The organism is Streptomyces litmocidini, from assembly GCF_014649755.1.
Lineage (GTDB): Bacteria > Actinomycetota > Actinomycetes > Streptomycetales > Streptomycetaceae > Streptomyces > Streptomyces litmocidini.
This window is the reverse complement of the sequence record NZ_BMTQ01000003.1, coordinates 311043-333207: the sequence shown is the minus strand read 5'-3', so window position 1 is coordinate 333207 and position 22165 is coordinate 311043. Positions and strand designations below refer to the sequence as shown.

Here is a 22165-nt window from a genome sequence, read left to right as displayed (position 1 = left end):
CATGCAGCCACTGCCGAACATGGACTGGATGCTCACGGAGCTCGTGAGCAGCGTCCCGTACGTGCGACACGTGGTCGTCCTGTCGTCGGACGGCCTGTGCATCGGGCAGGCGAACACGGCCCCCGACACCGCCGACGCGATCGCCGCCGCCTGCTCCGGCATCCAGAGCCTGGCGCGGGCCATCTCCCAGATGTTCCCGCAGGGGGACGGATCGACGCGGATGGTCGGCATCGAGGCCGACGGCGGCTACTTCTCCCTGATGGCGGCCGGCCCCGGGGCCTATCTCGCGGTCCTCGCCGACCAGGAGGTGGACGCCGGACTCCTCGGCGACCGCATGCGGACGCTGGTGATCCGGATCGGCCAGCACATGACCAGCCCTCCCCGTGAGGACGTCGGGCAGGCGATGTGACGTCGGAGAACCAGGACCCCTGGAATGAAGGCACACCCGTCCCGCTCTACGTCATTACCGGTGGCCCGGACTCCGCGGCCGAGAGCTTCAACCTGGTCACCCTCATCGCGACGAGGGCCGAGCCCGACCCCGCCATGCAGCCCGAGCACGCGGCCATCCTCACCCTGTGCTCGTACCCGCTCTCGGTGGCCGAGGTCTCCGCACACCTCAGCCTCCCCTTCAGCGTCGTCACCGTGCTGCTCTCCAAACTCGTGGAAGAGGAGCGGGTCGAGGCCATCGCGCCCGTCCCCGTGGCGGCCTACCCCGAACGCGGCCTACTGGAGGCGGTGATCCATGGACTACGCAAACTCTGACGTACTCGATGCGGGCCGACGCGACACCGACCTGCTCCTGCCCCACGGCGCCAGGGGGGTCAAGGTCGTCGTCGTCGGCGGCTTCGGCGTCGGCAAGACCACCATGGTCGGGGCGGTGAGCGAGATCCCGCCCCTGACCACCGAGGAGACCATGACGCAGGCGGGCGTCGGGATCGACGACAACCCCGGCGCCAAGGACAAGAAGACCACGACCGTCGCGATGGACTTCGGACGGATCAGCATCAACGAGGAGCTGATCCTCTACCTGTTCGGCACCCCCGGACAGGAACGCTTCTGGTTCCTGTGGAACGGCATCTTCGAAGGCGCGCTCGGCGCGGTGGTCCTCGTCGACACCCGCAGGATCGAGGTCTCCTTCGAGGTCATCACCCGGCTCGAGGACCGCCGCGTCCCGTTCGTCGTGGCCGTCAACACCTTCCCGGAGGCCCCGAAGTACCCCGTAGCAGACCTCCGCACCGCTCTGGCCCTCAGTGAGACCGTGCCCATCGTCACCTGTGACGCACGGGACCGGGCGTCCTGCCGCGACGCCCTGCTCTCGCTGATGGGCTACCTGTGCACCCTCGCCGCCGCCCAGGAGACCGCATGACCGTCCCGCCCACCGAACACGCCCCCGCACAGCCGGGGGCCGTCCCGCCCCCGGGCTGCCCGGCCCACATCGCCGACGGCCCCGGCGGGGCCACCCGGCTCTACGGCCCCGCCGCGGAGACGGACCCCATGGGCCTGTACGAGGAGCTGCGCGCCGCCCACGGCCCGGTGGCGCCCGTCCTGCTCGACGGCGACGTGCGCGCCTGGCTCGTCCTGGGGTACCTGGAGAACCGCGACGTGGCCAGCCGCCCGACCCAGTTCTCCCGGGACCCCCGCGTCTGGCACGGCTGGCGCAGCGGGGAGATCGACCCCGCCACCTCCCCGCTCATCCCGATGATCGGCTGGCGCCCCGACTGCGTCTGCGCGGACGGCGAGGAGCACCAGCGGCTGCGCGGCGCGGTCACGGCCGGCCTCAACCAGTTCGACCACCGGGGCGTCCGGCGTCACATCACCCGCTTCGCCCACCAGGTGATCGACACCTTCTGCGAGAGCGGCGAGGCGGAGCTGGTGGAGCAGTTCACCGAGGCCGTGCCCATGCTCACGCTCAGCCATCTCCTCGGGATGTCCGACGAGTCCGCCCCCAAGCTCGTGCACGCCGCCCGTGACCTCTTCAAGGCCACCGAGACCTCGCTCGCCAGCAACGCCTACGTGCTCGAATGCCTCGAACAGCTCGTCGCCGAGAAGCACGTCCGGCCCGGGCACGACATCGCCTCCGCGCTCCTCGCCCACCCCGCGGGCCTCACGGACGAGGAGGTCAAGCACCACCTGCGGCTCATCCTGCTCGCCGGTTACGAGACGACCGCGAACCTCATGTCGAACGTCATGCGCATGGTCGTCACCGACCCCCGGTTCCGCGGTTCGCTCGCGGGCGGCCAGATGACGCTGCCCGAGGCGGTGGAACAGGTCCTCTGGGACGAGCCGCCGCTCATGGTGTGCCCGGGCCGCTGGGCCAACGGGGACACCACCCTCGGCGGGCAGCAGATCAAGGCGGGGGACATGCTCCTCCTCGGTCTGGCCGCGGGCAACGTCGACCAGGCGATCCGCCCGGACTCCGAGACCCCCGTGCACCACAACCGCGCCCACCTGTCCTTCAGCGCCGGCACGCACGAGTGCCCGGGCCAGGACATCGGCCGCATCATCGCCGACGCGGGCATCGACATCCTGCTCACCCGGCTGCCCGACATCGCGCTGGCCGTCCCCGAGGAGAGCCTCACCTGGCGCTCCTCCACCTGGGCCCGGCACCTCACGGCCCTCCCCGTGACCTTCGCCCCGCGTCCGCCCCGGTCCGACGACCTCCCGGCCCCGCTCCCGGCCCCGCCGCCCCAGAGCAACGGCAGGCCCGTGCCGCCCCCGTGGCCGGCGCCCGCGCCCGGGACGGCGCCGCGGCCCGAGCCCCGCGCCTCCTGGCTGACGCGCGTCAGGCGCCTCCTGCGCAGGAGGTAGACCCGCGCCGGCACCACCCCCGCTACGCCTCCGGGAACGGGACGTCCCCGGAGGCGTAGCGGGGGGCTCCGGTGTACCAGGCGTGGAGACCGGAGAGGAAACCGCAGGCGCCCTCGATCCAGGTCTCCAGCTCGGCCCGCTCGTCGCGGTCGAGACCGGCGTTCCGGACGAGCGCCGGCAGTTCGCTCCGCCGAAGGTGCTCGAAGTCCCGCAGCCGGGCGTTCACCAGGTTCAGGGCGGCGGGCACGGCGTCGTGGAGGGCGATGCCCAGGGAGGTCCCGACGACCAGGACCAGGTTGTTGACGTCCTTCTCCTCGTGCACCTCCCTTTCGTAGGACGCGATGTCGTTCGCGAGGCCCATGAAGTCCATGAAGGCGTCGAGCAGGGCACGGACGGTCCGGGTGTTCCGTATCTGCTCGGGTATGCGCGCGCCGGTGGCCAGTTCGACGGAGTAGGGCGCGGTGTAGGCGGCGAAGCTCTCCCGGCGGAACGGGGCGTAATCGATCAGGTGGGGAACGCGGCCGCTGCGGCTGTTGGCCAGCTCCTCGACCCCCGCGTCGACGTACCGCGCCAGGGCCCGGTTGAACTCCACCCGCCAGTGCGCCAGCCTCGGCGGGAAGAGCTGCTGCTGCAGATCGGCGATCCCCCGCTCGACGGCGTTCGTCGGCTCGGGCAGCCGGGCACCGTGCTCGGGCCGCAGGAAGGCGTGCAGCCGGGCGGTGAAGGCCCGGGCCCCGGGGAGGTCGCCGGTCTGCTTGAAGGCGGAGGCGAAGTAGTCGTCCCAGGCGAGGGCCCAGACGTTGAACCGGTGGTTGAGCCGCAGGGCCTCGAACGAGGCGTCGGGAAGGGTCCAGGCGGTCAGCTGGTCGACGGTCATGGCGTGGAACTTCGACCGCGTCCAGATCGCGGTGCGCGCCCGGGGCCACCGGCCGCCGTCCAGCATCCCCATGCCGCGCGCCCAGGACTCGCTCTCCTCGTGCAGGACGGGGAGATACGGATTCACCCGCAGGGCGTAGGGCATCCACAACTGCGGCAGCTCGACGGCACGCACGGTCATGGGACCGACCTCCTTCTCACTCCGGCCCGCATCGCTGTGCCGCGAGGCCGGCAGATGCCCGGTCCACGGCCTTGCAAACCTGCCCACCGGAGACGACCGGAAACCGTTCAACTAACTGAGATCGGCGATCAGTTCGGGTTCACTCGCGAAACGGAACGGACCTGCCGGTGACCGGTGCCCGACGCGTCACAGCGGCTGGTCGGGCCAGTTGAGCAGCCGGGCGCCGATGACGGCCGTCTGGAGGGTGTAGCGCTGGACGGGATCGCCGGGATCCGCGCCGGTCAGGCGGTGGATGCGGTCGAGCCGGTACGTCATGGCCCGCACGCTGAGACTGAGGCTGCGGGCCGCCTGGGCGGTGACGCAGCCGGTGTCGAAGTACGCCGTGAGCGTCTCCAGGAGGGGCTTGGCGCCGCCCCGGGCCTGGCGGAGCGGACCGAGGACGGTGCCCACGAGCTCGGCCATGGCCTGCCGGTCACGGGTGAGCACGGGGTAGACGAGGAGGTCGGCGGCGTACAGGACCGGGTCGGTGAGGTCCATGCGGGCCGCGAGGGCGAGGGCGTTGAGGGCCTCCTCGTAGGAGTGGACGACGCCGCCCGCGCCCGGATGCGCGCGGCCGATCGCCACCTGGCCGCCGTCGGTCGCCGCGTACGCCTGCTTGGCGAAGTGGGCGAGCACCTCGGGCTCGTCGGCCGGGGCGACGCAGATCAGCCGTCCGTCCTTGGTGGTGAGCAGGATGCGGCGGTTGCCGAAGCGGGCGACGAGCGAGGACTCGACGGCACGGGTCACCGCGTAGCCGTCGCTGTACGGCTCCGGGCCCTGGGCGACGGCGACGGCGTGGGCGTGGGAGAGGAGCAGCCCGAAGCGCTCGGCCCGCTCCACCAGCCGGCCCAGCCCGCTCCGGCCGTGGAGCAGGTCGTCGATGAACTCCCGCCGCGCCGCCTCCTCCTGGCGCACCGCCAGGAGCTGGGCCCGCTCGTGCCCCTCGGCGAAGGCGTCCACGGCCTGCTCGACGGCGCTCAGGAGGTGCTCGGCGGCGGCCTGCGGCAGGCCGGGGCGCACCCGCCGGGCGGTGGAGAGGTGGGCCCGGACGAGGGCCCGCAGCCCGATGCCGGCCTCCGCGGCCCGCTCCCCGAGCGCGCCCAGGGCCTCGCGCTCCTCCCGGGTCAGCCTGCGGCGGGTCGCGCACACCCCCGCCAGGATCTCGGCGCACCCCTCCAGGTACTCCTCGCCCGGCTCCTTCTCGGTCATGATCCCCCCGTTCCTGACGCGCCTCCGACGAGTTCCCGACGCGCGGTGATCAAGGGTGACACGTCCCTTCCCGGGGTGTGCGACCGGCATCGAGGAGACGCCGAAGACTGCCGGATCACGGCAATGCCGGACGGGTGGTCAGGCCTCAGGATGGCCCCACGGGAAGGCATGGGCGTCGGCCCGGTGCCGGGAGACAGAAAGCGGACGGGGTTTCTCATGGATGTCGTCACCGGGGGCACCGGCGCGCTGATCGCCGTCGTCCTGCTCATCGCCGCCGCCCTGCTCCTCGTGGCCGGCCGGCTGTTCCGCAAGGTGGAGCAGGGCAAGGCGCTGATCGTCTCGAAGACGCGCAAGGTCGACGTCACCTTCACGGGGCAGATCGTCCTGCCCGTCCTGCACAAGGCCGAGGTCATGGACATCTCGGTGAAGACCTTCGAGATCTCCCGGATGGGCCGGGACGGACTGATCTGCCGGGACAACATCCGCGCCGACATCCGGATCTCGTTCTTCGTCCGGGTCAACAAGACCGTCGAGGACGTCATCAAGGTCGCGCAGGCCATCGGCACCGCCCGGGCCAGCCACCAGGAGACCCTGGAGGAGCTGTTCCACGCCAAGTTCTCCGAGGCCGTCAAGACCGTCGGCAAGCAGCTCGACTTCACCGACCTCTACACCAAGCGCGAGGAACTGCGGTTCCGGATCATCGAACTCATCGGCATCGACCTCAACGGCTACCACCTGGAGGACGCCGCCATCGACCACGTGGAGCAGACGCCGCTGGGCCAGCTCGACCCCGGCAACATCCTCGACGCGCAGGGCATCCGCAAGATCACCGAGCTGACGGCCGTGGAGAACATCCGGACCAACGAGTACCGGCAGAACGAGCAGAAGGAGATCACCCGGCAGAACGTCGACGCCCGCGAGGCCATCCTGGAGCTGGAGCGGCGTCAGGCCGACGCGGAGATCAAGCAGCGGAGGGAGATCGACACCTCGCGGGCACGCGAGGAGGCCGAGACCGCGCGCGTGGTGGAGGAGGAGCGGCTGCGGGCGCAGAGCGCCTTCCTCAGGACCGAGGAACAGCTCGGCGTCCAGCGCGAGAACCAGGCCCGCGAGGTGGCCGTCGCGCAGAAGAACCGCGAGCGGGTCATCGCCGTCGAGAACGAGCGGATCGAGAAGGACCGCCTCCTGGAGGTCATCGCCCGCGACCGGGAGACCCAGCTGACCCGCATCGCGGCCGACAAGGAGGTCGAGACCGAACGCCGCGAGATCGCCGAAGTGGTCCGGGAACGGGTCGCGGTGGACCGCACCGTCGCCGAGCAGGAGGAGTCCATCAAGCGGCTGCGCGTGGTGGAGGAGGCCGAGCGGACCCGGCAGGCCGTCGTCATCGCCGCCGAGGCGGAGGCGCAGGAGAAGCTGGTCAAGGACATCAAGGCTGCGGAGGCGGCCGAGCAGGCCGCCGTCCACCGGGCCGCGGAGGAGCTCACCCTGGCGGAGGCCCGGACCAAGGCGGCCGACCTGGACGCCCGTGCCAGGATCCGCCTCGCCGAGGGAATCCAGGCCGAGGCCGCCGCCGAGGGCCTCGCGGCCGTGCGGGTGCGGGACGTGGAGGCCGACGTCGTCGAGAAGTCCGGCCGCGCCGAGGCGGAGGCCACCGAGGCCCGGCTGCGCGCCGAGGCGGCCGGTGTCCGCGAGAAGGCGCTCGCCGAGGCGGCCGGCACGCGGGAGAAGGCGCTGGCCGAGGCCACGGCGATCGGCGAGAAGCTGAAGGCCGAGGCGGCCGGCCTGACCGAGAAGGCGGCGGCGATGGCCGCGCTGGACGAGGCCTCGCGCACCCACGAGGAGTACCGGCTGCGCCTGGCAGCCGAGAAGGAGATCCGGCTCGCCGGACTCGACGTCCAGCGGCAGGTCGCCGAGGCGCAGGCCACCGTCCTCGCGGCCGGTCTGGAGCACGCCGACATCGACATCGTCGGCGGGGATGCGGTCTTCTTCGACCGCCTGGTGCAGTCGATCGCGCTCGGGAAGTCCGTGGACGGGTTCGTGGACCACAGCCGGACCGCGCAGGCGCTCGCCGGGCCGTGGCTGGACGGATCGGGTTCCTTCACGGAGGACCTGACCAAGGTGCTGGGCTCGCTGTCCACGGCCGACGTGCAGAACCTCAGCGTGTCCGCGCTGCTGGCGAAGGTCGTGAAGTCCGGGGTCCTGGACGCGGCGGCCCCGACCGGCACCGAGGCGCTGAACGGCGCCGCCAGGAACTGACCGCCCACGGGGGAGCGGTCACAGCGGGTCCGGCGCCGGCAAACGGGGGAGTTGGCGGCACCGGACCCGTACTCACCACCGTACAAGGAGCGGGACGAGATGGGTGCCGGAATCGACGAGGACACGTACACGGTCTTGCGCGACCGGCTCGCGGCACGGGCCGCCGAGCTGGCCAGGCGCGCCGGAGCCCTCGACGAGCAGCGGATCGCGGCCTTCGGCTCCGGTGAGCTCGCGCTCACCGGCACCCGCAGCGTCGACACCGAGCGCGCCTGCGTGCCCCAGGACCTCGTCGCCGTCGGCGACGTCCTGCTCCTCGGCCGGCGGCCCTCCGGCACGGGCCCCTCCGAGGTCTCGGTCGCCGACGTGCTCACCCTCCACGACCGCGAGCTGAACGCGCTGCCCGCGCACGCGGTGCCCGGACTCCTCGACGACCCCGCCTTCGTACGGGAGTTCTCCGCGCTGCACCGCTACTACCGGGGCGCGCGCCTGATCCGGCTGCGACGCGTCGAGGGCCGGCTCCTCGCCGTCTTCCGGACGGGGGAGCAGAACGACGACCTGCGGGTCCTGCGCTGGTCCGTCGGGCCCGCCGGGGAGGTGCGGTTCCTCGACGCCCGGGGCGAACGCGACCACGTCCTCCCTCCCCCCGACGACCTCACATGGGTGGAGACGACCCGCGACGACCACGTACCCGGCCGGCACCCGCACATCTCGCTCGGCGGCCGCCTGTTCGTCTCCACGGTCGGCGGGATGCTGACGGTCAGGACCGACGACGACACCGACACGGCCGGGGGCCTCCACACGGAGCCGGTCGACGAGCCGCTGCAGTCCCTCGCCGACGCCGAGGTGGCCTACGCCGTCGTGGGCGCGCTGATCCTGGTCCGCGTCCGCCCCTACAAGGAGGACGTCCGCCGGCACCTCGTCCTCAACACCCTGACCGGCTCCGTCGTCAGGCTCGACGCCATCGGACAGGCGTGCCTGCGGCTGCCCGGGGACGAGGGGATCGTGTTCCCCGGCGGCTACTGCCTCGCCTCCGGCGCCGTGAGGACCTTCGACACCGACACGGCGGGACAGACCTTCGACCGGACGGTCCGCTCGCCCGACGGGGAGCACCTCCTCTTCGTCTTCCGCGCCCCCACGGAGGGCCGGACCCTCCTCCTCCCGTACGCCACCATCGGCAAGGAGTTCGCGACCCCGCTCCTCTGCCGCGGACACGCCCTGCTCGACGACGGGACGATGGCCGTGCTCCGCGGCGGGACCGGCGAGCCGGGCCGTGCCCACCCGGTGCAGATCTGGCGCACGCCGTTCGTCTCCGACACCCACCGGCGCCCCGCGGGGACCGGCCCCCTGACCCGCATCGGCAACGCCGACCTCGTCCGGGGGATCGCCGACTGCCTCTCGATCGCACGGCAGGCCACCGAACTCACCCCCACCGCCGAGGTGTACGAGGCGCTCGTCGCCGCCTGCGGGCGCGCGGGCGACGTCCACCACTGGCTGGGCGACCCGGACACCGGCGACCTGGGCACACCCCTGGCCGAGGTGCGGGCCGCCGCCGCGCGGGTCCTCGACGAGTTCGGCACCGTCACGGCGCTCACCCGGCAGGCGGCCGAGGCCCTCGCCGAGGCCGCCCGGGGGATCGGCCGCCTCGTCCGGCGCGTCCGGGGCGAGGCGCCCGCCACCGCCGGGGAGTGGATCGCCCGCATCACCGAACTCCGCACGGCACGAGGGCACCTGGTGACCCTCAGGGACATGCGGTACGCCGACACGGCGGCCGTCGACGCCCTGGCCGCGGACGTCGAGGCCGACGTCGTCTCCGCCGCCCGGCGGGCCGTCGCGTTCCTGCGGGGCGAGGACGCCTTCACCGCCCACCACGCCGAGGCGGAACGCCTCGCCACCGAGGCCGGGGGGCTCGCCACCGTCGCCGAGACCGGCCCGGCCGGCGAACGGATCGACGCCCGCGTCCACGAGCTGCGCACCCTCGGCGAGGTCATCGCCGGCCTCGACGTCGGCGACGCGGCCGTCCGCGCCTCGATCCTGGCGCGCGTCGCGGACGTCCTGGGCACGCTCAACCGCGCCCGGGCCCGTCTCGCCGCCCGCCGCGCCGAACTCCTGGACCAGGAGGGCCGGGCCGAGTTCGCCGCCGAACTCGCCCTGCTCGGCCAGGCCGTCACCGGCGCCCTGGCCGCCGCCGACACCCCCGACCGCTGCGACGAACAGCTCGGCCGGCTCCTGCTCCAGCTGGAGAACCTGGAATCCCGCTTCACCGGGCACGACGGCTTCCTCGCCGCCGTCGCCGAACGGCGCACCGAGATCCACGACGCCTTCACCGCACGCGGACAGTCCCTCCAGGACGCCCGTGCCCGCCGTGCCGCGCGCCTCGCCGGCTCGGCCGGCCGGGTCCTGGAAGCCGTCGCCCGGCGGGCGACGGGTCTGGCCGACCCGGACGAGGTGCACACCTACTTCGCCTCCGACCCCATGGTCGCCCGGGTCCGGCGCATCGGCGACGAACTGCGGGAGCTAGGCGACCCCGCCCGGGCGGAGGAACTGGAGAGCCGCCTCGGCGCCGCCCGACAGGAGGCGGGGCGGGCACTGCGGGACCGCGTCGAACTGTTCTCCGACGGCGGCGACACGATCCGCCTCGGCCGGCACCGCTTCGCCGTCACCCGGCAGGCCCCCGAGCTGACCCTCGTACCGCACGAGGACGGGGACGCGGGCGGGGACGGGGGCACCCTCGTCCTCGCCCTGACCGGAACCGACTACCGCGAACCCGTCACCGACCCGGCCCTCACCGCCACCCGTCACCTCTGGGACCGGACCCTGCCCTCCGAATCGCCCGAGGTCTACCGGGCCGAGCACCTGGCCGCACGCCTCCTGGCCGAGCACGGCACGGACCGCCTCGCCGGAGCGGACCTCGGCGCACTCGCCCGGCAGACGGCCGGGACCGCCTACGACGAGGGCCACGAGCGCGGCGTCCACGACCACGACGCGGCACTGATCCTGGAAGCGGTGCTGAAGCTGGACCAGGGCGCCGGACCGCTGCGCCACGCCGGGGCGGCGCGCGCGACCGCCCAGCTCTTCTGGGCGTCCGCCCCCGCCGAGGCCCGCGAGCAGTGGACCCACCAGGCGGTCGCGCTGACCCGGGCCCGTGACCTCTTCGGCACCGACGCGGCCCTCGACGGACTGAGGGAGGAGCTCTCCGAAGCGACCGGGGACCCGGCGGCGGCCGCCTACCTGACCGACGAACTCGCCTCCGGTCCGGCGGGCTTCGCCGTCTCCGGCGCGGCGCGCGCCCTCCTCGCCGCGTTCCACCGCACCGTCGGCCCCTCCGCCTACGACGACGCCCTCGCCGCCCTCACCGAGCCGGACGCACGACGCCGGCTCGTCGAGGCCTGGCTCACCTCGTACGCGTCGGCGTCCGGGGAACCGTACGACCCGGGCGTGCTCGCCGAGGCCGTCGCCGTCGAACTGTGCCCCGGGCTCGACCGCTACGAGGTCGACGCCCCGACCACGGCCACGATCACCGGACTCCTCGGCGACCACCCCCGGATGCGGGCGGGCTCGCTGGAGCTGCGGCTCGACGAGTTCCTCGCCCGGACGCGACGGTTCGCCGCCGTCGACGCGCCGGCCTTCCGCGCCCACCGGCGGAGACGGGCGGAACTCCTCGCCGCCGAGCGCGCCCGGCTCCGCCTGGACGCGTACCGGCCCCGGGTCGTGTCGTCCTTCGTCCGCAACCGGCTCGTCGACGAGGTCTACCTCCCGCTCCTCGGCGACAACCTCGCCAAGCAGCTCGGCGCCGCCGGAACCGCGGGACGCGGCGACTCCCACGGCCTGCTGCTGCTCCTCTCCCCGCCCGGCTACGGCAAGACCACCCTCGTCGAGTACGTCGCCGAACGCCTCGGCCTGCTGCTCGTCAAGGTCGACGGGCCCGCCCTCGGCCGGCGGACGACCTCCCTCGACCCCGCCGCGGCACCCGACGCCACCGCCCGCCGGGAACTGGAGAAGATCGCCTTCGCCCTGGCCGCCGCCCACAACGTCCTGCTGTACGTCGACGACATCCAGCACACCTCGCCCGAGTTCCTGCAGAAGTTCCTCCCCCTCTGCGACGCCACCCGGACCCTGGACGGCCACGACCTGCGCGGAAAGCGCTTCGCCGTCTGCATGGCCGGAAACCCCTACACCGAGTCCGGGCGGGCCTTCCGCGTGCCGGACATGCTCGCCAGCCGGGCCGACGTGTGGAACCTCGGCGACGTGCTGACCGGCAGGGAGGAGGCCTTCGCGTTCAGCTTCGTCGAGAACGCCCTCACCTCCCATCCGCTCCTCGCCCCGCTCGCCGGCCGTGACCGCGCCGACCTGGAACTCCTCACCCGGCTGGCCGCCGGAGACCCGGCCGCACGCCGCGACCGGCTCGTCCACCCCTACGCCCCGGCCGAACTCGACCAGGTCCTCGCCGTCCTCCGCCACCTCCTCACCGCCCGGGAGACCGTCCTCGCCGTCAACGAGGCGTACATCGCCTCCGCCGCCACCCCCGACGAGGCCCGCACCGGACCGCCGTTCCGGCTCCAGGGGTCGTACCGCACGATGAACAAGATCGCGGCCCGCGTCTCGCCCGCCATGGACGACGCCGAACTCGCCGCCCTGATCGACGACCACTACACCGCCGAGGCCCAGACCCTGACCACCGAAGCCGAGGCCAACCTCCTCGAACTCGCGGCCCTGCGCGGCACCCTCACCCCGGCACAGTCCGCACGCCGCACGGAACTGAACGCCGCCCGCGTGCCCGGGGAATCCGGCGACGCCCCCCTGGCCCGCGCGGTCGCCGCCCTCGGTCTGCTCGCCGACCGCATCACGGCCGTCGAGGCGGCGATCACCCGCGCGGCGAACGGGCCCCACCCACCCCGGAACACCGCCGGAACCGGCGGAGAATGAGAGGGACGGCATGGCCGAACCGGTCCACGCGGCGATCGGGCAGAAGCCGATCCGCTGCCAGGTGTGCGACAACGACACCTTCCGGGAGCGGGAGGTGAAGCTGAACAGCACGGGCATGGAGTTCTTCAACATGGCCTGGGCGAACGAGTCGGCGACCGGACTGATCTGCTGGTCCTGCGGCTACGTCCACCTCTTCGTCAACCGGGACATCAGGCTCTACCGGATGCGCGAATGACACCGGACCCCGGCGGAACCGGCGCCTCCGCCACGGCCCGGACGGCTCAGGAGCCGAAGGAGCCGTGCCGTCCCGCCCCGGCCGTGAAGCGCGCGGCGCCGCCGAGGGCCTCGCCGGCCGACAGGGGAACCATGCCGTGCCGCAGTTCGGCGGCCAGCGCCTCGGACTCGGGCAGACCGTGCTGCTCCCGGACGGACAGGCGGTCGTGGCGCAGGCACAGCTGGGGGAACGCGGCGATCTCCCGGGCGAGTTCCTCCGCCGCGGCCCGGGCCCGGCCCGGCGGTACGAGACGGTTCGCGAGCCCGATCCCGTAGGCCTCGGCGGCCGGGACCGGCCGGCCGGTCAGGATCAGGTCCATGGCGCGGCTCTCGCCGATCAGCCGGGGCAGCCGGACCGTGCCGCCGTCGATCAGGGGCACCCCCCACCGGCGGCAGAACACCCCGAGGACCGCGTCCTCCTCGACCACCCGCAGATCGCACCAGAGGGCCAGTTCGAGCCCACCGGCCACCGCGTGGCCGCTGACGGCCGCGATGACCGGCTTCGTCAGGCGCAGCCGGGTCGGCCCCATCGGACCGTCGCCGTCGGGCGCCACCCGGTTCCCGCGCCCGGTGCCGACGGCCTTGAGGTCGGCGCCCGCGCAGAACGTGCCGCCCTCGCCCCACAGCACCGCGACCGAGGCCTCCTCGTCGGCCTCGAACGCCCGGAAGGCGTCGGCCAGTCGCCGCGCCGTCGGCCCGTCCACGGCGTTGCGGGCGGTGGGCCGGGACAGGACCACCGTGGTCACGGGCCCGTCGCGCTCGACGCGGACGGAGTCCCGCCCCGCCGGTGTCGCTGATGCATCGGTCATGGGGGCATTCTCACGTGGCCGTGGCCCGACGACCAGACGGGGGAGCGGGGCGTACGGGATCAGCCGGACCGGCCGAGCAGCAGGTCCCGTACGCAGCCGCGCAGCCAGGCGTGCGCCGGGTCGGCGTCGTGGCGCGGATGCCAGGCGAGACCGACCCGCAGGGGCGGCAGGTCGAGGGGGACGTCGAAGGTGACCAGGCCGAGGGCCGTGGCCAGCGAGCGGCTCCGCGCGCCGATCAGGCCGACGAGGTCGGTGTCGCGGAGGACGAACAGCGACGCCGGGTACGTGCCGACGCTCGCGACCACCCGCCGCCGCAGACCGTGTTCGGCCAGCGCGGTGTCGACGGGGCCCCGCAGCCGTCCCCGGCGCGAGACGACCAGGTGGTCCGCGTCCGTCGCGAACCTCCGCCGGGTCAGGCGACCCCGGAGGAGCGGGTGCCCCGGCCGGACGACCGCGAGCATGCGGTCGTCGATGACGTGTTCGGTGTGCACCTCGGGGTGGACGGTGTCGATGACGCCGATCTCCAGGTCGGCGACGCCCTCCCGCAGCGCCGGCGCGTCGACGTGGCTCTCGTTCAGGAACCGCAGCCGTACCCGCGGGGCCTCGCGGGCGGCACGCGCGAGCAGGTCGGGGCCGAGCAGGGCGGGGTGGGAGTCCTGGCCGAGCACCGTGAACGTGCGCGCGACGGCGCGGAGATCGGTGGGGCCGGAGGCCGCGAACAGCGCCCTGGCCCGCTCCACGACCGCGCCGACCTCCGCCCGTACGGACAGCGCGTACGGCGTCGGCACCATCGCGCGCCCGGCGCGGACCAGGATCGGATCGCCGAGCGCCTTGCGGATCCGGCCCAGGGTGCGGCTGGTGGCCGGCTCGGACAGGTGCAGCCGCCGGGCCGCTCCCCGCACGCTCTGTTCCTCCAGGAGGACGTCGAGGGCGAGGAGGAGGTTCAGGTCGAGACCGGTGGCGTTCACGGATTGCGTCACACGCACTCACCCCTTGCGAAAGATGCACTGGAAGTAATCGACGGGCCGAGCCTACGGTGGGCGCACACCCCCTCACCACGACGCTCCCCGGAGGAGCCATGTCTTCCGCTGCCCTCTCACCGCCCCCCTCCGTCACGTCCGGCACCACGCCGAGCCCGCTCAGACGGTCGACCCTGCTCGTCCTGTGCGCCTGCGTCCTGGTGGCCCAGAGCATGGTCGCCGCCATCAACCTCCTCATCCCCCAACTGGCCGCCTCCTCGCTCCACCCGTCCCCCACCGAGCTGCTGTGGACGGTGGACGCGTACGTCATCGTCTTCGCCGGACTGCTCATCCCCGCCGGAGCACTGGGGGACCGCAGGGGCCGCAAGGGCGTGCTGCTCGCGGGTCTCGCGCTGTTCGCCGCCGGAGCGGCGCTGAGCGCCCTGGCCGCGTCGCCCGCGCTGCTGATCGCCGGCCGCGGGGTGTCCGGCGCCGGGGCCGCCTGCATCACGCCCGCGACCCTGTCGGTCCTCGTGCAGCTCGCCGGACCGGCGGGCCGGGCCGGGGCCCTGGCCTCCTGGACCCTCGCCATCGGCCTGGGCGGCCTCGCGGGCAACGTCGCCGGGGGAGCGGTCGGCCAGTTCCTCTCCTGGCGCGCGCTGTTCTGGCTGATGGTCCCCTCGGCCGCGCTGCTCACCTGGGCCGTCGCGGTCGCCGTGCCGCGCACCGACCGCTCCCGGCACGGGCGCCCCGACCCACGCGGCACCCTCGTGCTCGTCGCGGCCCTGGTCGCCCTCCTCGCGGGCATCATCGAAGGCCCGGCACACGGCTGGACCTCGCCCCGCATCCTCCTCCTCTTCGCGCTGAGCGCGGCCCTGACCGGGCTGTTCACCTGGTACGCGCTCCGCTCGCCGGCCGCGCTCTTCGACCCGAGGCTCTTCCGCTCCCGGCGGCTGCGGGCCGCCGCCCTGGGCACGGCCACCGGCTTCTTCGGCCTCTTCTCGCTGTTCTACGCCAACTCGCAGTACCTGCAGTACGTGAAGGGGTACGGCCCCGCCCTCACCGGACTCGCCATCGTCCCGCTCACCCTCGGCATGGCCCTCTTCCCCAAGGTCGCGGCCCGCTGGCAGGTCGCCTCCGGCCCGCGCCCCGCCGTCGCCACCGGCCTGTCCCTGATCGGCGCCGGACTCCTCGGGGCCTCCACCGCCGACGCGGCCACGCCGTACGGGCTGTACGCCTGCTGGCTGCTCGTCATCTCCGCGGGAACCGGTCTGTGCATGCCGGTCCTGACCGTCGGCGTCGTCTCCTCCCTCCCCGCCCACCAGGCCGGCCTCGGCTCCGGCCTCGGCACCTCGGCCCGGGAGATCGGCGCCGCCCTCGGCGTGGCCGTCACCGGCACCGTGCTCGCCGCACACGGCACCGGCGCGGGCCCGGCGTCCTTCGCCGACGCGATGAGCCCGGCGCTGCGCCTGGTGGGCACGGTCGTCCTGGTGGCCACGGGCCTGGTCACCCTCGGATACCGGACCGCGGCCGGGCGGCGACCCGGCGCCGGGAACGCGCCGACCCCCTGAGGACGGACGCCGGGCCGTCCCGGGCGCGCGTGTGGGCCGGATGGCGCAGGCCGCGCGCGGGGGAGCCGGGTCCGCGAGACGGTGGCCTGACCCTGGGGCAGGGCGGTCCGGTGGCCGGCCGGGGCCCGGACGGGCCGGTCGTCCGGCCGGAGCCGGGCCGCGGGCACCGGGCGGCCCTCCCCGTCCCGCAGCCGAGGAGGCAACGCATGCCCCGACGTGTCCGCGCCGCGCACGACGGCCGGAACTCCACGATCCCCGCCCGTGCCCGTACCGGATCCCGCCCCAGGCGCGGATTCGGGGCGGCCGTCGGGGCGGCGGTGGCGGCCGCCGTCCTGAGCGGCGCCGCGGCCGCGCCGGTCGCCGCCGTCCCGGCGCCGCACGGCCCCCACCACGGCGACCCGGCCCTCCAGCGGGCCCTCGCCGACCTGGTGGCGGCGCCCGGCGGCCCGCCCGGGGCCATCGCGATCCTGACCCGTGACGGCGTCCGGCAGGTCTACCGGGCCGGCACGGCCGAGGTGGGCACGCGGCGACCGCCCCGGCCCGACGACCACATGCGCATCGCCAGCGTGGCCAAGGCCTTCAGCGGCGCGGTCGCGCTGGGCCTCGTGGACCGGCGGGCCCTGCGACTGGACGACACGATCGGCGAGCGCCTGCCCCACCTGCCCGAGGCCTGGCACGCGGTGACGCTCCGTCAACTCCTCCAGCACACCAGTGGACTTCCGGACTTCAGCAGGAGCAAGGCGTTCCAGGACATCGTCCGCGCCGACCCCCGCCACCACTTCGACTCCCGACGCCTCCTCGACTTCGTGGCCGACCGCCCCCTGGCGTTCCCGCCGGGCAACCGCTACGCCTATTCCAACTCGGACAACATCGCGGTCGCCCTGATGGCCGAGCAGGCCACCGGACGCCCGTACGAGTCGCTGCTGCGACAGCTCGTGTACCGCCCGCTCGGCCTGACGGAGACCAGCCTCCCGCAGGGCTACCTGCTTCCCCGCCCCTTCCTGCACGGCTACCTCACCGCCCCCGGCGAGGCGCCCGAGGACGTCAGCGAGGCGGTCAGCGCCTCCGGCGCCTGGGCGTCGGGCGGCATCGTCTCCACCCCCGCGGACCTGAGCGGGTTCATCGGCGGCTACGCCGGACCGGAGCTGCTGAGCCCCATGACCCGCCGCGCCCAGCAGGACTTCCTCCCCGGCGGGGCCTCCGAACCGGCGGGCCCCGGCGCCAACGCGGCGGGCCTGGGCCTCTTCCGGTACACCACCCGCTGCGGCACCGTCCTCGGCCACACCGGCAACACCCCCGGCTACACGCAGTTCGCCGCCGCCACGCGGGACGGCCGGCGCACGGTGACGGTCTCCGTCACCAGCCAGGTCACGACGGACCCGGCCCTGCTGGCCCGACTGCGCGCGACCGAGGAGCGGTTCGTCTGCGCCCTGCTCGACGACCGGGGCCCGGGCCCCGGGGGGCACAGGCCGTAAGACCTGATCGGGCCTGGTCCGGCTCGGCTCGGTCCGGGCCGGCCCTACGGCCTGGCACGGCCCGGCCTGATCCGAAAGACGGGTCCCGGACCCGGTCGGTGCCCGCGGGGTGCGTACCCCAGGTGCGTCACCACCGGACGCCACGACAGGCGCCGAGGCGCCCGCCGGTCCCGGCGGGCGCCGGACACTTTCCTCCCCGGCTCCCCGGCTCCCCGGCTCCCCGGCTCCCCGGACGGTACGGACGGCACGGACGGCACGTACGGGGAGCCCACGGAGATCGAGGGCCGCTACGAGGCCGTCATCGCGTCGCGCGCGCCGAGCGGGCCGGATCGCGCCCGGCCGGCTGCCGGGAGTGCTCCACCGTCCGTGCCGTCCGTGCCGTCAGGCCTCCCACACCTCCAGGTGGTCGCCGACCGCGACGGCCAGCACCCGTGAGCCCGGTTCGGTGGTGCGCCAGCGGTGCCGCACCCCGCCGGACAGGAGCAGCGTGTCCCCGCGGCCCAGCCGGTGGACGCGGCCGTCGGCCTCCACCTCCACCGCGCCGTCCGCCACGTACAGCAACTCGTCGTTCCGGTGCCGGAACTCGCGGTCCGCCTCGTGCGCGCCGACGAACTCCAGGGCGTGCAGCTGATGACGGCCGCGCACCACGGGCCGGACGCGCGCCTCCCGGTCGAGGCCGCTGTCGTCGTCCGCGCGCACCACGTCGACCCTCCGGGTCTCGTCGGAGGCCGCGAGCAGCTGCACCGCCGTGGTTCCGAGGGCGTCGGCGATCCGCTGCAGCGACCGCATGCTGGGGCGCGCCCGGTCGTTCTCGATCTGGCTGAGGAACGGCGAGGAGAGCCCGCTGCTCCGCGCCACCTCGGCGAGCGTCAGGTCGAGCGCCCGTCGCCGACGGCGCACGGCGGCGCCCACCCGCGGTGTGTTCGCGGCCTCCATGGATGTCCCGTCCTTCCCCGGCGGCACCCGGTGGCGCCTGACGGCACCCTACGCGGCGCGGCCGCGGGACCCGCAGACGGTTTCGTACTCCCGACACACGCCCGTCACACAACGCGCCTACCGTCAAAGTCGGTTGTTCTCATCAAAGAAAGTTTGAAGCGAGGAGCTCCGACGTGCCCACGATCGACCAGAACTCACGCCGCCGACGTCCCACCGGCCTCATCGCCCTCGACGAGACGGCCGCGTCCGAGGGCTACACCCTCTACGCGCCGCTCACCGGCACCGGGCAGGTGTACCTCGTCGACCTCCAGGGCCGCACCGTCCACCGCTGGGACCTCCCCCACCGCCCCGGCCGCCACGCCCGGCTCCTCGCCGACGGCACCCTCGCCTACAACGGCGTGCTCCCGGGAGAGCGGGCCCTCTTCCCGATGTGGCACAAGTACCGGGGCGGCGTCATGCTCCACGCCGCACCCGACGGGACCGTGCTGCGGGAGCACCGCGACCCCCTCCAGCACCACGACGCCCACCACCTCGACGACGGCCGCATCCTCTACACCGCCCTCGAACCCCTCACCGGCGCCGACGCCGCCGCGGTACGGGGCGGAGTGCCCGGCTCCGAAGCCACGGGCGGCGTGATCTGGGCCGACACCGTCAAGGAGGTCGGTCCGGACGGCGAACTCCTGTGGTCCTGGCGCGCCGCCGACCACCTCGACCGCGACTCCTACCCGCTGCACGAGGCCTACGCCCGCGAGCACTGGCCGCTGATCAACAGCGTCACGCCCCTGCGGGACGGCAACGTCCTGGCCAGCCTGCGCAGCGTCTCGGCCGTCGTCGTCATCAGCCGCGCCACCGGCGAGATCCTCTGGCGGAGCCGCCCCGGCACCGTCAGCCAGCAGCACGCCCCCACCGAACTCGACGACGGCCGGTTCCTCGTCTTCGACAACGGCGTCTTCCGGCCCGGCCACGACGTCCCCCACTCCCGCGTCATCGAGATCGACCGGGCGTCCGGCGACATCGCGTGGGAGTACCACGACCCCGCCCGCGAGTTCTTCTTCGCGCCCTTCATGGGCTCCGCGCAGCGCCTGCCGAACGGCAACACGCTCGTCACCGACTCCCCGTCGGGCCGCCTGTTCGAGGTGACGAAGGACGGCTACCTGTGCTGGGAGTACGTCGTCCCGTACTTCGCCGGGTACGAGGAGAGCGAGGTCCGCGGCCTCTTCCCGTCGCAGCCGAACGCCGTCTTCCGCGCCTACCGCTACACCCCGGCCGAGATCCCGTGGCTGGGGACGACGGCATGACGGCCACGCCCCTCCCGGCTCCCGCCGCCCCTCCGGCCGAGGCCGTCGACGCGCGCGTCCCGTGGCGGCGCCTCGTACCGCTGGCGGCCCAGCACGTCCTGGCGATGATCGCCGCCCCGGTCTCCACCGTCTTCCTCGTCGCCGGCACCCTGAAGATGCCGTCCGGTGCGACGGCTTCGCTGCTCAGCACCGTCCTGCTGCTGTGCGGTGCCGGAGCCCTGCTCCAGTCCCTCGGGGTGGGGCGGATCGGCGGCCGCCTGCCGTTCGTCATGCTGCCCGGCGGCGCCGCGACCGCGCTGTTCCTCCAGATCGCCCAGGAACACGGGCCGGCCACCGCCACCGGTGCCGTCCTCCTCGCGGCCGCCCTGCTGCTCGCCGTGCTTCCCCTGTACGCCCGTGTCGTACGGTTCTTCCCCCCGCTGGTCATGGGCGTGACCGTGCTGCTCATCGGGGTCGCGATGATCCGGGTCGCCGCCCGGCTCGTCACCGGCCCGGACGGCACGGGGGAGCCGCGCGCGGTGCTCCTGGCCGCCCTCACCGTGGCGGCGACCGTCGCCGCGTACGTGTTCCTGCGCGGCGTCTGGCGGCAGACGTCCGTCCTCATCGGCATGGCGGCGGGAACCGTCCTCGGGGTGGGGACGGGGCTCGGATCCTTCGCGCCCGCGGCCGGGGGCGGCTTCGCGCCGCCCGTCCTCCTGCCCTTCGGCACGCCGAGGTTCGACCTGGTCGCCGCGCTGCCGCTGCTCGTCTTCAGCCTCACCACGCTCGCCGAGATCACCGGGCAGACCGTGCTCAACAGCGAGACCGTCGGCCGGAGGCCCGTTCCCGAGCGCGACGTCCCCCGCGTCGCCCGCGCCGACGCCCTGGTGTCCCTGGCCGGCGCGCTCTTCGGCACCTCCCTCATGGTCACCAGCGCCGAGAACATCGGCATCGGCCGGCTCACCGGGGTCCGCAGCCGCTTCGTGACCGCCGGCGCCGGAGCGCTCCTGGTCCTCCTCGGTCTGGCCGCGCCCGTCTCCCGGGCACTGGCCGGCATGCCCGAGGCCGTCGTGGGCGGCTCCGCCCTCGTCGTCTACGCCGTGATCGCCGTCATGGGCGTCGAGATGCTCCGCAGGGCCGATCTGTCCGGGACCGGGACGGGCTCGCTGACGGCCGCGCTCGCGCTCACCGCGGGACTGCTGCCGCTGCTCAGCCCCGGCCTGTACGCGGGGTTCCCCGGCTGGGCCCGCACGATCCTCGGCAGCGGCGTGGTCGCCGGCACCCTGACGGCGGTCCTCCTCACCGCGCTGCTCGGCCGGCTCGGCCGGGGGAGCGACGCTCCCTCCCCGCCGGCCGGCCCGCCCCCACGGACCGGCCGGGACGCGCCGGACCGAGCGGGGGGCCGCCCGAGTCCCGTCTAGGAGTCGTCGTCAAAGCGTCAGGCCCACATCAGGATCGACGCGAGGGTGACGGCTGCCTCGTGGGACTGAGCGGTCTTGTCGTGGCGGGTGGCTGTGCCCCGCCCCTGTTTGCGGCGGTCGAAGCACCGTTCCACGACGTTGCGGTGCTTGTGGACCTGCTTGTCGAAGGCCGGAGGGCGGCCGCCGAGGTTTCCCTTGCGGGTCCGGTCGCGGGTCCGGTCGTGGACCTGGTCGGCCCGTTCGGGGATGGTGCGCGGCCGACCGCAGCCGGCTGGGCGGGAACGGTGCGGGCCGGCCGCCACCACGTCACTCTGCCGTCCAGGTCGGTGAGGGCCGCCCGGCCGGGGTGAGGGAGACGGCCACGCGGCGGCGGGTTTTCGCGTCGCGCGCCCGTCCCACGGCGGTCCGCGGTCAGGCGCGGATGCAGGTGAACGTGTTCATGTTGTCGCCCTCGATGTGCCGGATGCGCAGGGTGTTGCCCGCATAGTCCACGCTGAGCGTTTCGCCGCTGCTGCTGGAGGAGCCGGGCGGTTGCCAGGGGAGGGACACGGAGAGGGAGTCGCCGATGGCGGCGGGCACGTTCGTGGCCGCAGCCTCCTCCAGGTCGCCCGGATTCTCGATGCTGCCCAGATGTTCCGGCACCTGCAAGGACAGCCGGCCGCCGGACAGGGACCAGGTGCCCTTCGTGCTCTGGCCGCCCGATTCCAGGCTCCAGACGCCGTCGTCGATGACCGCGGTGAAAGCGGCCGGGTCCTCGTTGCCTATCTCCGAGGTGACCGACCACCTGCCGCGCATGAAGGCGGCGAAGGCTCGGCCGGTCACCGTCGGCTGCCCGTCGCCGCCGGTGATCCCGTTCGCGCCGTCGGTGCCGCTCCCGCCCTTGCAGGCGGCGATCAAGGACGCTCCGACCCCGAGGGCCAGGTAACGCATGGCGGTCCGGCGGCCCACGACGCGGGTCACCGTTCGGACGTCACGCATACTCATGTTTTCCCCGTTCATGCCGATCACGGCTACCGTCGATCAAGATCAACGGGAAGAGTACAGCGCCGCGTCGGACCATCGGTGACGGGTACGCCTCCGCGTCGTCAGGGTTTCCCTGCCCGTGGCCGGTACGCGGGGAACCGGCCGCCCGTCACGCCCGATCTCCCACGAGGA

At 74.0% G+C, this 22165-nt stretch carries 18 protein-coding genes; 11 read left to right on the top strand and 7 right to left on the bottom strand.

Annotated features, from left to right (window positions below):
* Position 1 precedes the first annotated feature (1 nt).
* From IE180_RS08030 to IE180_RS08015, 4 genes are read left to right on the top strand one after another with little or no spacing between them, the layout of a single operon-like run.
* Positions 2-409, top strand: coding sequence for a roadblock/LC7 domain-containing protein (locus IE180_RS08030; RefSeq protein WP_229860368.1), 408 nt, complete (start codon positions 2-4; stop codon positions 407-409).
* Positions 406-762, top strand: a complete 357-nt coding sequence (locus IE180_RS08025; RefSeq protein ID WP_190156074.1) for a DUF742 domain-containing protein — start codon at positions 406-408, stop codon at positions 760-762. The genes IE180_RS08030 and IE180_RS08025 overlap by 4 nt, the downstream gene beginning before the upstream one ends.
* Positions 743-1366 (top strand): GTP-binding protein, encoded by a 624-nt coding sequence (locus IE180_RS08020; RefSeq protein ID WP_190156073.1) that lies wholly within the window; start codon positions 743-745, stop codon positions 1364-1366. The genes IE180_RS08025 and IE180_RS08020 overlap by 20 nt, the downstream gene beginning before the upstream one ends.
* Positions 1363-2808 carry a cytochrome P450 gene (locus tag IE180_RS08015; protein WP_190156072.1) on the top strand — a complete coding sequence of 482 codons (1446 nt, stop codon included), beginning with the start codon at positions 1363-1365 and terminating at the stop codon, positions 2806-2808. The genes IE180_RS08020 and IE180_RS08015 overlap by 4 nt, the downstream gene beginning before the upstream one ends.
* A 22-nt stretch (positions 2809-2830) precedes the next feature.
* On the opposite strand, the gene IE180_RS08010 is transcribed toward IE180_RS08015, so the two are convergent.
* Complete coding sequence (locus IE180_RS08010) at positions 2831-3865, bottom strand: terpene synthase family protein (RefSeq protein ID WP_190156071.1); 1035 nt, start codon at positions 3863-3865, stop codon at positions 2831-2833.
* Between the two features lie 186 nt (positions 3866-4051).
* Positions 4052-5113: a PucR family transcriptional regulator gene (locus IE180_RS08005; protein WP_190156070.1), complete on the bottom strand. Its 1062-nt coding sequence runs from the start codon at positions 5111-5113 to the stop codon at positions 4052-4054.
* A gap of 216 nt (positions 5114-5329) precedes the next feature.
* Here IE180_RS08005 and IE180_RS08000 point away from each other — a divergent pair, with 216 nt between their 5' ends.
* The 3 genes from IE180_RS08000 to IE180_RS07990 all read left to right on the top strand — a co-directional run bounded on the left by IE180_RS08000 (position 5330) and on the right by IE180_RS07990 (position 12524).
* Complete coding sequence (locus tag IE180_RS08000; protein WP_190156069.1) at positions 5330-7366, top strand: flotillin family protein; 2037 nt, start codon at positions 5330-5332, stop codon at positions 7364-7366.
* A 99-nt stretch (positions 7367-7465) separates the two neighbouring features.
* On the top strand, positions 7466-12289 hold the full coding sequence (locus tag IE180_RS07995; protein WP_190156068.1) for a DNA repair ATPase: 4824 nt from the start codon (positions 7466-7468) through the stop codon (positions 12287-12289).
* Positions 12290-12299: 10 nt separating this feature from the next.
* The gene (locus IE180_RS07990; protein WP_190156067.1) at positions 12300-12524 is read left to right on the top strand and encodes a hypothetical protein; all 225 of its coding nucleotides are present in this window, start codon (positions 12300-12302) and stop codon (positions 12522-12524) included.
* A 46-nt stretch (positions 12525-12570) separates the two neighbouring features.
* On the opposite strand, the gene IE180_RS07985 is transcribed toward IE180_RS07990, so the two are convergent.
* Together IE180_RS07985 and IE180_RS07980 are read right to left on the bottom strand one after the other, a co-directional pair.
* Positions 12571-13371 (bottom strand): crotonase/enoyl-CoA hydratase family protein, encoded by an 801-nt coding sequence (locus IE180_RS07985; protein WP_190156066.1) that lies wholly within the window; start codon positions 13369-13371, stop codon positions 12571-12573.
* 59 nt (positions 13372-13430) lie between these two features.
* On the bottom strand, positions 13431-14357 hold the full coding sequence (locus IE180_RS07980) for a LysR family transcriptional regulator (protein WP_190156065.1): 927 nt from the start codon (positions 14355-14357) through the stop codon (positions 13431-13433).
* Between the two features lie 92 nt (positions 14358-14449).
* Between IE180_RS07980 and IE180_RS07975 the strand changes: the two genes are divergently transcribed.
* Both IE180_RS07975 and IE180_RS07970 read left to right on the top strand, forming a co-directional pair.
* Entirely contained in the window at positions 14450-15901 is a 1452-nt protein-coding gene (locus IE180_RS07975) for an MFS transporter (RefSeq protein WP_190156064.1), read from the top strand.
* A 206-nt stretch (positions 15902-16107) separates the two neighbouring features.
* Positions 16108-17376, top strand: a complete 1269-nt coding sequence (locus IE180_RS07970; protein ID WP_190156063.1) for a serine hydrolase domain-containing protein — start codon at positions 16108-16110, stop codon at positions 17374-17376.
* A 381-nt stretch (positions 17377-17757) separates the two neighbouring features.
* On the opposite strand, the gene IE180_RS07965 is transcribed toward IE180_RS07970, so the two are convergent.
* The gene (locus tag IE180_RS07965; RefSeq protein ID WP_190156062.1) at positions 17758-18312 is read right to left on the bottom strand and encodes a helix-turn-helix domain-containing protein; all 555 of its coding nucleotides are present in this window, start codon (positions 18310-18312) and stop codon (positions 17758-17760) included.
* A gap of 173 nt (positions 18313-18485) precedes the next feature.
* On the opposite strand from IE180_RS07965, the gene IE180_RS07960 reads away from it, so the two are divergent.
* Positions 18486-19610 (top strand): arylsulfotransferase family protein, encoded by a 1125-nt coding sequence (locus IE180_RS07960; protein ID WP_190156061.1) that lies wholly within the window; start codon positions 18486-18488, stop codon positions 19608-19610.
* Positions 19607-21010, top strand: a complete 1404-nt coding sequence (locus IE180_RS07955; RefSeq protein ID WP_190156060.1) for a uracil-xanthine permease family protein — start codon at positions 19607-19609, stop codon at positions 21008-21010. Before IE180_RS07960 ends, IE180_RS07955 begins: the two co-directional genes overlap by 4 nt.
* A 17-nt stretch (positions 21011-21027) precedes the next feature.
* Here the strand turns inward: IE180_RS07955 and IE180_RS07950 are convergent, their stop codons facing one another.
* Together IE180_RS07950 and IE180_RS07945 are read right to left on the bottom strand one after the other, a co-directional pair.
* The gene (locus IE180_RS07950) at positions 21028-21312 is read right to left on the bottom strand and encodes a transposase (RefSeq protein ID WP_190156059.1); all 285 of its coding nucleotides are present in this window, start codon (positions 21310-21312) and stop codon (positions 21028-21030) included.
* Between the two features lie 109 nt (positions 21313-21421).
* Positions 21422-21988, bottom strand: a complete 567-nt coding sequence (locus tag IE180_RS07945; RefSeq protein ID WP_190156058.1) for a hypothetical protein — start codon at positions 21986-21988, stop codon at positions 21422-21424.
* Between the last annotated feature and the right edge of the window lie 177 nt (positions 21989-22165).